General features: G+C 61.1%; 14 protein-coding genes. 9 read left to right on the plus strand and 5 right to left on the minus strand.

Annotated features, from left to right (window positions below; translation table 11 throughout):
• Positions 1 to 53 precede the first annotated feature (53 nt).
• A complete protein-coding gene (locus tag AB8B20_RS21570; RefSeq protein WP_244528184.1) occupies positions 54 to 1,247 on the plus strand; it encodes a YbfB/YjiJ family MFS transporter in 1,194 nt (397 codons plus the stop codon).
• Here AB8B20_RS21570 and AB8B20_RS21575 read toward each other — a convergent pair.
• The 3 genes from AB8B20_RS21575 to AB8B20_RS21585 all read right to left on the minus strand — a co-directional run bounded on the left by AB8B20_RS21575 (position 1,234) and on the right by AB8B20_RS21585 (position 3,506).
• Positions 1,234 to 2,016: a molybdopterin-dependent oxidoreductase gene (locus AB8B20_RS21575; protein WP_439073668.1), complete on the minus strand. Its 783-nt coding sequence runs from the start codon at positions 2,014 to 2,016 to the stop codon at positions 1,234 to 1,236. The genes AB8B20_RS21570 and AB8B20_RS21575 overlap by 14 nt on opposite strands.
• A gap of 10 nt (positions 2,017 to 2,026) precedes the next feature.
• On the minus strand, positions 2,027 to 2,662 hold the full coding sequence (locus AB8B20_RS21580; protein ID WP_439073667.1) for a cytochrome b/b6 domain-containing protein: 636 nt from the start codon (positions 2,660 to 2,662) through the stop codon (positions 2,027 to 2,029).
• A 256-nt stretch (positions 2,663 to 2,918) separates the two neighbouring features.
• Complete coding sequence (locus AB8B20_RS21585) at positions 2,919 to 3,506, minus strand: fasciclin domain-containing protein (RefSeq protein ID WP_315840053.1); 588 nt, start codon at positions 3,504 to 3,506, stop codon at positions 2,919 to 2,921.
• A gap of 415 nt (positions 3,507 to 3,921) precedes the next feature.
• Between AB8B20_RS21585 and AB8B20_RS21590 the strand changes: the two genes are divergently transcribed.
• Positions 3,922 to 5,436, plus strand: coding sequence for a malonate--CoA ligase (locus tag AB8B20_RS21590; protein WP_439073666.1), 1,515 nt, complete (start codon positions 3,922 to 3,924; stop codon positions 5,434 to 5,436).
• A 76-nt stretch (positions 5,437 to 5,512) separates the two neighbouring features.
• Here the strand turns inward: AB8B20_RS21590 and AB8B20_RS21595 are convergent, their stop codons facing one another.
• Positions 5,513 to 6,508: a cation diffusion facilitator family transporter gene (locus tag AB8B20_RS21595; protein WP_439073665.1), complete on the minus strand. Its 996-nt coding sequence runs from the start codon at positions 6,506 to 6,508 to the stop codon at positions 5,513 to 5,515.
• A gap of 97 nt (positions 6,509 to 6,605) precedes the next feature.
• On the minus strand, positions 6,606 to 7,454 hold the full coding sequence (locus tag AB8B20_RS21600) for a sulfite exporter TauE/SafE family protein (RefSeq protein WP_439073664.1): 849 nt from the start codon (positions 7,452 to 7,454) through the stop codon (positions 6,606 to 6,608).
• Positions 7,455 to 7,700: 246 nt separating this feature from the next.
• Here AB8B20_RS21600 and sdhC point away from each other — a divergent pair, with 246 nt between their 5' ends.
• The 7 genes from sdhC to AB8B20_RS21635 all read left to right on the plus strand — a co-directional run bounded on the left by sdhC (position 7,701) and on the right by AB8B20_RS21635 (position 13,956).
• Positions 7,701 to 8,099: a succinate dehydrogenase, cytochrome b556 subunit gene (gene sdhC / locus AB8B20_RS21605; RefSeq protein WP_068737900.1), complete on the plus strand. Its 399-nt coding sequence runs from the start codon at positions 7,701 to 7,703 to the stop codon at positions 8,097 to 8,099.
• The gene (gene sdhD, locus AB8B20_RS21610) at positions 8,096 to 8,497 is read left to right on the plus strand and encodes a succinate dehydrogenase, hydrophobic membrane anchor protein (RefSeq protein WP_089266497.1); all 402 of its coding nucleotides are present in this window, start codon (positions 8,096 to 8,098) and stop codon (positions 8,495 to 8,497) included. Before sdhC ends, sdhD begins: the two co-directional genes overlap by 4 nt.
• Before the next feature lie 3 nt (positions 8,498 to 8,500).
• A complete protein-coding gene (gene sdhA, locus AB8B20_RS21615) occupies positions 8,501 to 10,339 on the plus strand; it encodes a succinate dehydrogenase flavoprotein subunit (protein WP_439073663.1) in 1,839 nt (612 codons plus the stop codon).
• A gap of 24 nt (positions 10,340 to 10,363) precedes the next feature.
• A complete protein-coding gene (locus AB8B20_RS21620; RefSeq protein WP_439073662.1) occupies positions 10,364 to 11,146 on the plus strand; it encodes a succinate dehydrogenase iron-sulfur subunit in 783 nt (260 codons plus the stop codon).
• A gap of 204 nt (positions 11,147 to 11,350) precedes the next feature.
• Complete coding sequence (locus AB8B20_RS21625; RefSeq protein ID WP_439073661.1) at positions 11,351 to 12,367, plus strand: ABC transporter substrate-binding protein; 1,017 nt, start codon at positions 11,351 to 11,353, stop codon at positions 12,365 to 12,367.
• Positions 12,368 to 12,397: 30 nt separating this feature from the next.
• Entirely contained in the window at positions 12,398 to 13,186 is a 789-nt protein-coding gene (locus tag AB8B20_RS21630) for an ABC transporter ATP-binding protein (protein ID WP_439073660.1), read from the plus strand.
• A complete protein-coding gene (locus AB8B20_RS21635; RefSeq protein WP_093757930.1) occupies positions 13,183 to 13,956 on the plus strand; it encodes an ABC transporter permease in 774 nt (257 codons plus the stop codon). The genes AB8B20_RS21630 and AB8B20_RS21635 overlap by 4 nt, the downstream gene beginning before the upstream one ends.
• The last annotated feature ends 11 nt before the right edge of the window (positions 13,957 to 13,967 follow it).

A 13,967-nucleotide genomic window follows, 5' to 3' on the forward strand; every position in this document is an offset into this window, starting at 1 on the left:
GAAGGGGTGATTGCGGGTGCCGTGAAACCTGCGACATTGCTGACGCAGCGGAGATCCCCGTGACGTCATCTGTGCCTTCCCCGGCGCGCCCTAACCCGGCGTGGCTGATACTCGTCCTGTCGCTCGCGCCGGCCATCGGGCTCGGCATCGGCCGCTTTGCCTATTCGCTGGTGTTGCCCGATATGCGCGACAGCCTGCAATGGTCTTATTCGGCGGCCGGCTTCATGAATACCGTCAACGCCGCGGGCTATCTCGCCGGCGCACTGGTTGCGGCCGGGCTCGGCAGGCGCTTCGGTCTGATCGCGGTGATTCAGGGCGGTACGCTTGCTTGCATCCTGTCGCTCATCGTTTGCGGCGTCACCGTGGATTTTACGCTGCTCAGCATCGCGCGGCTGGTCACCGGTTTTGGCGCGGCGGTTTCGTTCGTGGCCGGCGGCGCGCTCGCCGCCACCATCGGCCTCGCTTATCCCGAACGGTCGTCCTATCTGCTCAGTCTGTTTTATGCCGGGCCAGGTATGGGTATCCTCCTGTCCGGTCTGATCGCGCCGTTCGTGCTGCAGGGCTTTGGTCCGGGCTCCTGGTGGATCGTGTGGTTGGTCCTCGGTCTTGTCTCGGTCGTGATCGGCCTGCCGCTGTTGCGTCCGCGCGTCGATGCGTCCGATGACACGTCAACGGACGACAAGGTGCCGCTCGCGATCCGCCCGATGTGGATCTACCTCATTGCCTATTTCCTATTTGGCGCGGGCTACATCGCCTACATGACCTTCATGATCGCCTATGTGCGTGATGGTGGCGGAAGCGCCGTGGCGCAGAGTGCGTTCTGGTGCCTTATTGGCGTCAGTTCGTTCGCGTCGCCCTGGCTGTGGCGTAACGTGCTGGCGCGTGGCCAGAGCGGCCGCGCCATGGCAATCATTCTCGGCACCAATGCGGTAGGCGCAGCGATGCCGCTTCTCGGGCATTCGCCTGTGGTGCTCGGCATCTCCGCCGCCATTTTCGGCGTTGCATTCTTCGCGGTGGTTGCGGCAACCACGGCCTTCGTGCGCTTCAACTATCCTCGCGCGGCATGGTCGAAGGCCATCGCGGCGGTGACGATCGTGTTCGGCATCGGCCAGACTCTGGGTCCGATCGCGGTGGGTGCCATTTCGGACGCGACCGGCAGTCTCACATCCGCTCTTGTGGTCTCAGCAGCGACGCTGGTGTTCGGTGCGGTGCTGGCGATGTTCCAGAAACCGATCAGCTCCCGCTGAAATCGTTATAGCCCTGATCTTCCCAATAGCCGCCTTTGTAGTCGTTGGTGACTTCCATCGCGACGACGTATTTCGGATTCTTGAAGCCGAGTTTGGTCGGTACGCGGATCTTCATCGGGAAACCATAGGCCCGCGGCAGAAGCTGATTGTCGAACTTGAAGGTCATCTGCGTTTGCGCATGCATGGCCGTGGGCATATCGAGTGAGCTCGTATAGTCCTCGGCGCAGCGGAAATGAACCCACTTCGCATTGGTGTCCGCGCCGACCAGTTTCAGGAAGTCGCGCAGCGGCGTGCCCTGCCAGGAGCCGATGGCGCTCCAGCCTTCCACGCAGATATGGCGGGTGATCTGCGATACTTCCGGCAGCTTGTGTAGTTCATCCAGCGTCCAGGACCTCTTGTCCTGCACCAGACCGGAGACTTCGAGCTTCCACTCCTTGCCGTCCACATTCGGTGCGTCGTCCTCGGCGTAGAAGGCGTTGAACGGGAACGGACGCTTGATGTCTTTCTCGGAATAGGTCGGCGCCAGCGTGTTCGGATTGAAGATTCGGGCCTGAACCATGTCGTTGAACTTGGACATATGCGTCAGCAGGTTTTCAGCCGAGAGACTGTCGCTCACATCGCAGCCGGTGAGCAGCGTTAACGCACCGAAGCTTGCGCCCGACGCGATGAAACGGCGGCGCGACAGGTCGGGCATCAGTTTGGTGGCATCCTTGACGAGGAGGTCCTTGTCGACGCCAGGAATGATGAGGGAGCGAATTTTTCTGATCATAGTCGTGTCCTCAGCGTCCGATGATCATCGCGCGCAGGCTCTTGGGCACGATCAAGGCCAAAGCCACGTGGATCACGAGGAAGCCGACAATAGCGGCCATCATGAAGAAATGCACATAGCGGGCAGTGTCATAGCCGCCGAACAGCGCAGTAAGATATTGCAGCTGGACGGGCTTCCAGATCGCGAGACCCGACAGCACGATCAGAATGCCGACCACAATGATCCCGGTATAGAGCAGCCTCTGCACCTGATTGTAGGTTGAGAGGTCAGCGTGCGAGAGCTTGCCGGTCAGCGCAGCCTTGGTGTCGTCGAGTACACCCTTCGCCGAGATCGGCAGCAGCTTCTTGCGGAAGCGTCCGGTGACCATGCCAAGAGTGAGATAGACGAGGCCGTTGATCACCAGCAGCCACATGGCGGCGAGGTGCCACATGATGCCGCCGCCGAGCCAACCACCCAGCGTAATGGATGATGAGAATGTGAAATTGAACAGCGGCGAGGCGTTGTAGATCTGCCAGCCCGACATGATCATCAGCACGATCGCGACGGCGTTGATCCAGTGCACGATGCGCACCCAGGCGGGCTGGATGACTTTGGTATTCGTAACCTTGGTTGCGGCGCGGTCGCCGGCGGCTGTGATGCTCGACATAGGCATATCCTGGGCTGAGCAGCGGTTCGATTGGTGCTCGGTGACGCGAGTTATTACCAGCTATACGGCATAACCGGTCGTTCGTTACGGCGGCTCCTGTAACAACCCCGGTCGGGCCGGCTCATATCGATCACAAAAAAGCGAGCCGGGCTGCCCCGGCTCGCTCCTTTTGCGCCCCTCGGTATCCTTCGGTGACGCGCGCGCATCCAGTGGGGACAAGTCAGGATGCGCGAACTTGTTGCACAGAAGCCGGAGATCAGGCTTTCGGCATCAGGACAGTATCGATGACGTGAATCACGCCGTTCGACTGGTTGACGTCGGCGATGGTCACGGTTGAGGAGCCGCCTTTGGCGTCGACGATCATCACCTTGCCGCCCGAAGCCTTCACGGTCAGCTCTTCGCCTTCCACGGTCTTCAGCTTCTGGCCGTCCTTGAGGTCGGCGGCGTTCAGTTTGCCGGGGACCACATGGTAGGTCAGGATCTTGGTCAGGGTCGCCTTGCTCTCAGGCTTCACCAGCGTGTCGACGGTACCGGCCGGCAGTTTGCCGAAGGCGGCGTTGGTCGGTGCGAACACCGTGAACGGGCCCTTGCCGGAGAGGGTATCGACAAGGCCGGCGGCCTTTACGGCGGCGACCAGCGTGGTGTGATCCTTCGAGTTGACGGCGTTCTCGACGATGTTCTTCGACGGATACATCGGCGCGCCGCCGACCATCACCGTCTTCTCGCCCGACATTTCGCTCTTCATCATCTTCTTGTCTTCGGCCTGCGCGGGGGCAAGCACGGCGCCAGTGATGGCGAGGGTGCTGAATGCGACGGCCGACAGAAGTGCAATGCGCTTGGACATGGATCGTCTCCCGAGTGATGTGAGTGACCAGCGATCTCGCTGGTGCGATGATTGGGTATCGACCGCGGCAATCCCTTGGAGGCCAGATTGCGCCGTCGATGCCCGAGTTACGCGAGGTCTCGGGACCAGTTTCAGGCTATATTTTTCGGTGCCGCTGAAACTTTTGCGGGTGCATTTCGTTCGCGCGAGGCAATCAATGACGAGTGCGATGCATCGCGTTTGATACAATCATGAGCGGAAGTCGCGACGAGATGACGCGACCCGACGGGCTGATCCACCAGATATGGCGGTCCATCCGCCTGCAGGATGCGTTGCCTAGATATGGCCATTCTTGCTAAGGAACGGGACAAATTGACGCGATCGTTGGGCTAGCTGCACCGGTCGCTCCCGCACTCCTGCACCGCGTGACCTTGCCATGAACGCCAATCTGTTTTCTCGCCTGTTCGACAAACTCGACGATGCCTCGCGTCTCGCGATCGAGACGCCGGAGGGTAAGCACATCAGCTACGGCGATCTGATCGCGCTGGCGGGCCAGATGGCCAATGTGCTGGTGGCTCGCGGCGTCAAGCCGGGTGACCGCGTCGCGGCGCAGACCGAGAAGTCGGTGCCCGGTCTGGTGCTGTATCTGGCGACCGTGCGCGCCGGCGCGGTCTATCTGCCGCTCAACACCGCCTATACGCTGAACGAGCTCGATTACTTCATTACCGACGCCGAACCGTCGCTGGTGGTGTGCGATCCCTCCAAGGCTGAAGGCTTCGCCGCCATTGCGGCCAAGGTCGGTGCGAAGGTCGAGACGCTGGGCGCCGACGGCAAGGGTTCGCTGACCGATGCGGCAGCGAAAGAGAAGCCGAACTTCAGCACGGTCGAGCGCAAGAACGAAGATCTCGCCGCGATCCTCTATACGTCGGGTACCACCGGCCGCTCCAAGGGCGCGATGCTGAGCCACGACAATCTGGCGTCGAACTCGCTGAGCCTCGTTGAATACTGGCGTTTCACCAAGGACGACGTGCTGATCCACGCCCTGCCAATCTATCACACGCATGGTCTGTTCGTGGCGAGCAATGTGACGCTGTTTGCGCGCGCGTCGATGATCTTCCTGCCCAAGCTCGATCCGGAACTCATCATCAAGCTGATGGCCCGCGCCACCGTGCTGATGGGCGTGCCGACTTTCTACACGCGTATCCTGCAGTCGCCGAACCTGACGAAAGAGACTTGCAGCCACATGCGGCTGTTCATCTCCGGCTCCGCGCCGCTGCTGGCCGATACGCATCGCGAATGGTTCGCGCGCACCGGCCACGCCGTGCTGGAGCGCTACGGCATGACCGAAACCAACATGAACACGTCTAACCCTTATGACGGCGAGCGCGTGCCCGGTGCGGTCGGTTTCCCGCTGCCCGGCGTCTCCGTGCGCGTCACCGATCCGGAGACGGCCAAAGAACTCGCGCGCGACACCATCGGCATGATCGAGGTGAAAGGGCCGAATGTGTTCCAGGGCTATTGGCGGATGCCGGAGAAGACCAAGGCGGAGTTCCGCGACGACGGGTTCTTCATCACCGGCGACCTCGGCAAGATCGACGCCAGGGGCTATGTCCACATTCTCGGCCGCGGCAAGGATCTGGTGATCTCGGGCGGCTTCAATGTCTATCCGAAGGAAATCGAGAGCGAGATCGACGCCATGCCGGGCGTGATCGAAAGCGCCGTGATCGGCGTACCGCATGCAGATTTTGGTGAGGGCGTCACCGCCGTGGTCGTGAGCGACAAGAAGACCGCGATCGACGAGGCCTCCGTGCTCAAGGCGCTGGATGGCCAGATCGCCAAGTTCAAGATGCCGAAGCGCGTGATCTTCGTCGACGATTTACCGCGCAACACCATGGGCAAGGTGCAGAAGAACGTGCTGCGCGATAGCTACAAGGATATCTACGCGAAGTAAGCCCCTGCACGGTCCCTCATGGTGAGGAGGCGCGCAGCGCCGTCTCGAACTATGAGATGCTATGTGTGGCCATACCCTAGATCACATGCTCCGGCGCGAGCGCGCAGGCCGAATTCGGGTCCATCTCGATCTGGATCGTCGCGTGCTCGATGCCGAAGTCGCGCTTCAGGCGTGCGGCGACTTCCATCAGATAGGCATCGCCAGGCGCGCCTGACGGGATCACCATGTGACAGGTCAGTGCCACTTCGGTGGTGCTCATGGGCCAGATATGCAGGTCGTGCACCTGCGCGACGCCGGGGCATTGTTCGAGGTAGCTGCGCACGGCAACGGGGTCGATGCCGCGCGGAACGGCGGCGAGCGACATCGCAGTGGAGTCGCGCAAGAGGCTCCAGGTGCCCCAGACGATCAGCACACAGATGACGAGGCTGGTCAGGGCGTCGATCCACAGCCAGCCGGTAAACATGATGGCGATCGCGGCAATGACCACGCCAACCGAGACGGCAGCGTCGGCGACCATATGCAGATAGGCGCCACGAATGTTGAGGTCGCTGTTGCGGCCCGAGGCAAACAGCCACGCGGTCACGCCGTTGATGACGATGCCGATGGTGGCGACGATCATCACGGTGACCTCGGCTACCGGTTCGGGATTGAACAGTCTTAGCACGGCCTCCCAGGCGATGGCACCGACAGCAACCAGCAGGAACACGGCGTTGAAGAGCGCTGCGAGAATTGAGGACCCGCGCAAACCATAGGTGAAGCGCGGCGTTGGCGCGCGCTTCGACAGCACAGCTGCGGTCCATGCCGCGATCAGCCCGAGCACATCCGAGAGATTGTGCCCGGCATCGGCCACCAGCGCCATCGAGCCGCTGGCATAGCCATAGATCGCCTCGATGACGACGAAGACGGTATTGAGGCTGATGCCGACGGCAAAAGCCATGCCGAAATTAGCGGGCGCATGCACATGTCCGCCGGGACCGTGGGAATGACCGGCGTGATCGCCTTGCGCGTGGTCGTGGCCGGCATGGTCGTGTGTGTGACCGTGGTCGTCATGATCGTGATGCGAGTGCGCCATCGGTGTTCCGTCGCGTGGTCTGACGGCATCCATAGCAAGTTATGATCCGGATACTATTACGGTAGCTGTTGTGCGTCGGCCGCTCTGATTTACGGGGTCATATTAGAGCGATGACAAACCGGCTGCCGACGATGAATAGATAAATTCCAAACGCCATTTCCAGCGCGCGCTTCGACATCGCATGCGCCGCCTTCACGCCGAGCGGCGCCACCAGCAGGCTGGTCGGCATCACCAGCAGCGCGCCGATCAGCGAGACATAACCGATGGCGAACGGCAGCTGCAGCGCTGCGACATCGGGAAAGCGCGCAGCGGCCGGCCAGCCGGCATAGATGTAGCCGATGGCGCCGGGGATCGAGATCAGCACGGCGAGTGCTGAGGATGTCGCCACCGCCTGATGGATAGGCCGGCCATAAAAGGTCATCAGCAGGTTCGAGAACAATCCGCCACCAATGCCCATCAGTGTGGAGAGCAGACCGACGAAGAAGCCGTAGATCTTCATCAGCGGGCCGTCGGGCAGGTCGTTACCGAGTTTCCAGCCGTCGCGCGCGAGCAGCAGCCTTGCCGCCGCGGACCAGGCAACGGCAACGAAAACGATCTTGAACAGCCGCTCCGGGGCATAACGCGCTGTCACGCTGCCGATGACGACGCCGATCAGGATCGGCCACCACCACTTCCGCAGGATCTCCATATCTACGGCGCCGCGGGCCATATGGGCACGGAAGGACCGGATCGAGGTCGGGATGATAATGGCCAGCGAGGTGCCGATACAGAGCGGCATCCGTACTTCCAGAGGCACTCCGGCGATGCGGAAACACTCGTAAAATACGGGGACCAGGATGGCGCCCCCGCCTATCCCGAAGACACCCGCCAGGAAACCGGCCAGTGCGCCGACGGCAATAAGAAGCGCCGCCAGTTCGACAATCTCGGTTACATTGAGCCCAGCCATTCCCGCCCCGATTGCCATTTGCTATCGCATCATGAAGTTCTCATGAATCGCGCTTCACCAAGGCTGTCAGCAACAAGCCCGGCAACTGTCAATACCCGCAAATGCAAGGCTCATTTGAAGCTCTGAACGATTGTTCGGAGTATGTCATTTCGCGATTGCACTGGTTGTTTTGAGTTCGTAAATAGAATTGCTCTACGCGATCCCCAATCGGGCACCGTCTGCCCATTAACCTGTCAAAGTTGCTAAATGACCGCTCGGATCGAACGACCCCTTTCGCCGCATCTGCAAGTGTACCGCTGGACCCTGACGATGGCGTTGTCCATCGTGCATCGCGCTACCGGCGTCGCCCTGTATTTCGGCACTCTGCTTCTTGTCTGGTGGCTGATCGCCGCTGCGTCTGGCCCCGCGGCCTATGCACACGTGCAGGCCTTCACCGGCAGCATCATCGGTCGCCTGATCGCATTCGGCTACACGTGGGCGCTGATCCATCATGCCATGAGCGGCATCCGCCATCTGGTCTGGGATCTCGGTTACGGTTTCAAGCCATCCGAGCGTGAATGGCTCACCTGGGCCGCATTGATCGGCGGCATCGGCATCACCATCCTGCTCTGGATCATTGCCTACGCGATCGGAGGCGGACGATGAGCGGTTCCAACTCTCCGAAGTCGGTGCGCACGCCGCTCGGCCGCGTCCGCGGTCTCGGTTCCTCGCATTCGGGCACATCAGACTTCTGGCGGCAGCGCCTGACTGCAGTGGCAATGCTACTTCTGCTGATCCCTGTGATCTTCATCGTGATGTCGGTTTTCAGAAGCAATCAGGCCGGCGTCGCGCAGGTCCTTGGTTCGCCTATTGTCGCCATCGTCATGTTGCTCTTCATCGTTGCCAGCATCTGGCACATGAAGATCGGCATGCAGGTCGTGATCGAAGACTATGTCCATGACGAGAAGATCAAGCTGATCTCGATCATCGGCAACAATTTCTTCTCTGCCGCCGTGGCGCTGGCATCGATCTACGCCATCCTTAAACTTTCATCCGGAGTGTAGCGCATGGCCGTCAACGGCACTGGCGCGAACGGCGTTGGCGGCCCCGCCACCAACGGCCACGCCTATCCCATCGAAGATCACACCTATGACGTCGTTGTCGTTGGCGCCGGCGGCGCCGGCCTGCGCGCGACCGTCGGCTGCGGCGAAGCTGGCCTGCGCACCGCCTGTATCACCAAGGTGTTCCCGACCCGTTCGCATACGGTTGCAGCACAGGGCGGCATCTCCGCCTCGCTCGGCAACATGCACGAGGATAACTGGCGCTGGCATATGTACGACACCGTGAAGGGGTCGGACTGGCTCGGCGATCAGGACTCGATCGAATATATGGTGCGCAACGCGCCCGACGCCGTTTACGAGCTCGAACACTGGGGCGTGCCGTTCTCGCGCACCGAAGATGGCAAGATCTATCAGCGCCCGTTCGGCGGCATGACCATGGATTACGGCAAGGGCCAGGCCCAGCGCACCTGCGCGGCCGCCGACCGTACCGGTCACGCCATGCTGCACACGATGTACGGCCAGGCCCTGCGCCACTCGGCCGAGTTCTTCATCGAATACTTCGCCATCGATCTGATCATGGACGATCAGAACGTCTGCCGCGGCGTCATTGCGCTCAAGCTCGACGATGGCACGCTGCATCGCTTCAAGGCGCAGACCGTCATTCTCGCCACCGGCGGCTATGGCCGCGCTTACGCCTCCTGCACTTCGGCGCATACCTGCACCGGTGACGGCGGCGGTATGGCGCTGCGGGCTGGTTTGCCGCTGCAGGACATGGAATTCGTTCAGTTCCATCCGACCGGCATCTACGGTTCGGGCTGTCTCGTCACTGAAGGCGCGCGCGGCGAAGGCGGTTATCTCGTCAATGCCGAAGGCGAGCGCTTCATGGAGCGTTACGCACCGTCCGCCAAGGATCTCGCTTCGCGCGACGTGGTTTCGCGCGCCATGACCATTGAAATCCGCGAAGGTCGCGGCGTCGGCAAGAAGAAGGATCACATCTTCCTTCATCTCGACCATCTCGATCCGAAGGTGCTGGCCGAACGTCTGCCGGGCATCTCCGACTCGGCGCGCATTTTCGCCGGCGTCGATGTCACCAAGGAGCCGATTCCGATCGTTCCGACGGTGCACTACAACATGGGCGGCATCCCGACCAACTATCACGGCGAAGTCGTCACCAAGAAGGACGGCGACGACAATGCGGTGGTGCAGGGCCTGATGGCCGTGGGCGAAGCTGCCTGCGTGTCGGTGCACGGCGCCAACCGTCTCGGCTCCAACTCGCTGATCGATCTCGTGGTGTTCGGCCGTGCGGCCGCGCTGCGCTGCGCCGAGAAGCTGACGCCGAATGCCAAGCAGCCCGACCTGCCGAAGGACTCGGCCGACCGCGCGCTTGGTCGTCTCGATCACTACCGCTATGCGAAGGGTGGCACTTCGACCGCGAAGATCCGCGAGAACATGCAGCATGTGATGCAGACCAACTGCGCCGTGTTCCGCACTGGTGAAGTGCTGAACGAAGGCAAGGAGTTGATCCACAAGGTGTATGGCGGTATCGGCGATATCGCCGTGTCTGACCGGTCGCTGGTGTGGAATTCGGATCTCATCGAGACCCTCGAATTCGACAACCTGATCACTCAGGCCATCGTCACCATGGACTCGGCTGCGAACCGCACCGAGAGCCGCGGCGCGCATGCGCGTGAGGACTTCGCGGATCGCGACGACAAGAATTGGATGAAACACACGCTGGCGTGGATCGATCAGGGCGGCAAGACCACCATCGATTATCGCCCGGTGCACGACTACACGATGACCAACGACGTTCAGTACATCGTGCCCAAAGCGCGCGTGTACTAATGATGACAGCGAAGGCTTGAGAGAATGGCTGAGTTCGCACTTCCGAAGAATTCCAAGATCACCGGCGGCAAGGAATGGCCGAAGCCGGCCGGTGCCACGCAGACGCGCGAATTCCGCGTCTATCGCTGGAATCCGGATGACGGCAAGAACCCGTCGGTCGACACCTATCACATCGATACCAGCGACTGCGGTCCGATGGTTCTCGATGGTCTGATCTGGATCAAGAATAACATCGATCCGACGCTGACCTTCCGCCGCTCTTGCCGCGAAGGCGTCTGCGGCTCCTGCGCCATGAACATCGATGGCCAGAACACCTTGGCCTGCACCCGTGCGATGGACGAAGTCGACGACGGCGCCATCAAGGTCAATCCGCTGCCGCATCAGCCCGTCGTGAAGGACCTGGTGCCGGATCTCACCAACTTCTACGCCCAGTATGCGTCGATCGAGCCGTGGCTGAAGACCACCACGCCGACCCCGCAGAAGGAATGGAAGCAGAGCCATTCGGACCGCGAGAAGCTCGACGGCCTCTACGAATGCATCCTGTGCGCCTGCTGCTCGACCTCGTGCCCAAGCTATTGGTGGAACAGCGACCGCTTCCTCGGTCCGGCTGCCCTCCTTCAGGCCACCCGCTGGGTCAAGGATTCGCGCGACGAAGCCACCGGCGAGCGCCTCGACAATCTCGAAGATCCGTTCCGGCTCTATCGCTGCCACACCATCATGAACTGCGCCAAGGCGTGCCCGAAGGGTCTCAACCCCTCTGAAGCCATCGCCGAGCTGAAGATGAAGATGGTCGAGCGTCAGGTCTGACGTTTTAAGGATCCGGGTTTGCCGATCAGGACACCGGTCTGCGCAAGCAGGCCGGTGTTCTTTTTGCTCACGATTTAAGCATACTGCCTCTTCGAACCCGATCCCTCGGAGCCGCGGCGCTATTTCTCGTTGAAAAGGGGACTCGCCAAGGTTGGCACGGGCTGTGCTAGCCTGTGCCTGATAATTGATCAGGGGGAGTTTTTCATGTTTCGTCAGCTGGGTTTGAGCGTCATGGCGGGTGCAGCGCTGTTGGCGTCTGCGCTATCCGCGAGCGCCGACACCGATGTCAAATTCGCGCTCGACTGGAAATTCGAAGGTCCGTCCGCGCCGTATTTCGTTGCGCTCGACAAGGACTACTACAAGGCCGAAGGCCTCAACGTGACCATCGACTCCGGTCCAGGTTCGGTCGCCGGCATCGCGCGGGTCGCGGCGGGCACCTATCCGATCGGCTTCTTCGACATCAATTCGCTGGCGCGCTTCCGCGACCAGAATCCGGACAAGGACGTCAAGGGCGTCCTCATGGTCTATGACAAGCCGCCCTTCTCGATTGTCAGCATAGCGAAGTCCGGCATCAATGCGCCGAAGGACCTCGAAGGCAAGATCCTCGGCGCACCGGCGCCGGACGGTGCCTTCGCGCAGTGGAAGGCCTTCGTCAAAGAGAACAAGATCGACGACAGCAAGGTGAAGATCGAGAATGTCGGCTTTCCGGTGCGTGAGCCTATGCTCGCCGACGGCAAGGTCGATGCGATCACCGGCTTCTCGTTCTCGTCCTACTTCAACCTGATGTCCAAGGGCATCGCCGAAAAGGACATCAAGGTGATGCTGATGTCGGACTACGGCATCGTGCTTTATGGCAACGCCATCATGGTGAACCCCGAATTCGCAAAGGCCAATCCGAAACTCGTCGCTGGCTTCGTGCGTGCAACTGTCAAAGGCATCATCGACACCATCAAGGACCCCGACACGGCCATCAAGTCGGTGATGAAGCGTAACGAGACCGCCGACGAGAAGATCGAACTCGCCCGTCTCAAGATGTCGCTGAAGGACAACTTCGTGACACCGTGGGTGAAGGCCAATGGCGTCGGCGGCATCGATGAGAAGCGCATGACGGATGCCATCGAGCAGATCGCTGTGACCTACGAGTTCAAGAATCCGAAGCCGAAGGCGGGGGATCTGTTCACGTCGGAGTATCTGCCCCCGGCCGACGCACGCAAGTTCTAAGCGTCACGACAGAAGGCCAGGTCGTCGCGCATGGAAGCGTTCGTAGATATCGACGGCGTCACGCTGAAATACCGTGGCGCCTCGGGTGACATTGTCGCGCTTCAGGATGCGACGCTCAAAGTCCAGCGCGGCGAATTCGCCGCGGTGGTCGGCCCCTCCGGCTGCGGCAAGTCCACCTTGATGCGGCTCGTCACGGGCCTGCACAAGCCAACGGCCGGCACTATCGCCATCGACGGTAAACAGGTGACAGGCCCGGTCAAAATGGCCGGCATGGCGTTCCAGAACGCCAACATGCTGCCGTGGCGCAAGGTGATCGACAACGTCCTGCTGCCGCTGGAAATCGTCGAACCGCATCGCTCGCAGTTCCGCTCGAAGAAAGCGGAGTTCCGCACTAAGGCCGAGCAGCTTCTGGCCACCGTGGGTCTCGCCGGCTTCGGCGACCGCTATCCCTGGGAATTGTCCGGCGGCATGCAGCAGCGTGTCTCCCTGTGTCGTTCGCTGATCCACGAGCCGGCGCTGCTGATGCTCGACGAGCCCTTCGCCGCCCTCGACGCATTCACGCGCGAGGAACTGTGGTGCGTGCTGCGCGATCTGTGGCAACGGCTGGGCTTCACGGTGATTCTGGTGACGCACGATCTGCGCGAAGCGGCGTTCCTCGCCGATAACATCTATGTCATGAGCGCGCGCCCCGGTCACATCGTCCAGATCAAATCGGTGGATTTCCCCCGCCCGCGCGATCTGCAGGTGACCTACGAAAAGGAGTTCGGCGATATTGTGATGGAGCTGCGCATGAAGATCGCACAGGTGCGCCAGTCATGAACCCGCGGACACTCGAAAAGCTTTCGCCCTGGCTCTTCACCATTGCCATCTTCCTGGTCTGGGAGCTGGCCTGCATCGTCTTCAAGGTCAACACGTCGGTGCTGCAGCCGCCATCGGCCGCCTTTGCAGCGATGTTCAAACTTTGGCGCGTGTTTCTCTACCATTCCTGGGTCACGCTCTGGGTGACCATGGTCGGATTTGCTCTGGCCGTCGGCTTCGGCATCATTCTCGGTCTCGTCGTGGGGTGGTCGCGGGCGATCTATCGCGGGCTCTATCCCGTGATGATCGGCTTCAACACGATCCCGAAGGTCGCCATTGTCCCGCTGCTGATCCTGTGGTTCGGCATCGGCGAAGTGCCGGCAATCGTCACCGCCTTCCTGATTTCGTTCTTTCCGATCGTGGTCAATATCGCCACGGGTCTGGCGACAACCGAGCCGGAACTCGAGGACGTGTTGCGGGCCCTCGGCGCTGGCAAGCTCGACATTATGCTCAAGGTCGGCATTCCGCGTGCGCTGCCATATTTCTTTGGCTCGCTGAAGATTGCTATCACCCTGGCATTCGTCGGCACTGTTGTGTCGGAGACGCTCGGCGCCAATGCCGGGCTCGGCTACCTGATCGCGCTGGAGGGCGCCAGCTTCCGTATGGCGAATGTCTACGCCGCCTTGCTGCTGCTCGCCTTTGAAGGCGTGCTCATGTACGCGGTCTTCGCGGGGATCGAGCAGCATTTCACCAAATGGGCCTTCCGGTCGCAAATGAGCGCGGCCGGCTAACGCCACAGGAC

The sequence above is a fragment of the Tardiphaga sp. 866_E4_N1_4 genome (genome assembly GCF_052076075.1).
Classification (GTDB): Bacteria; Pseudomonadota; Alphaproteobacteria; order Rhizobiales; family Xanthobacteraceae; genus Tardiphaga; species Tardiphaga robiniae.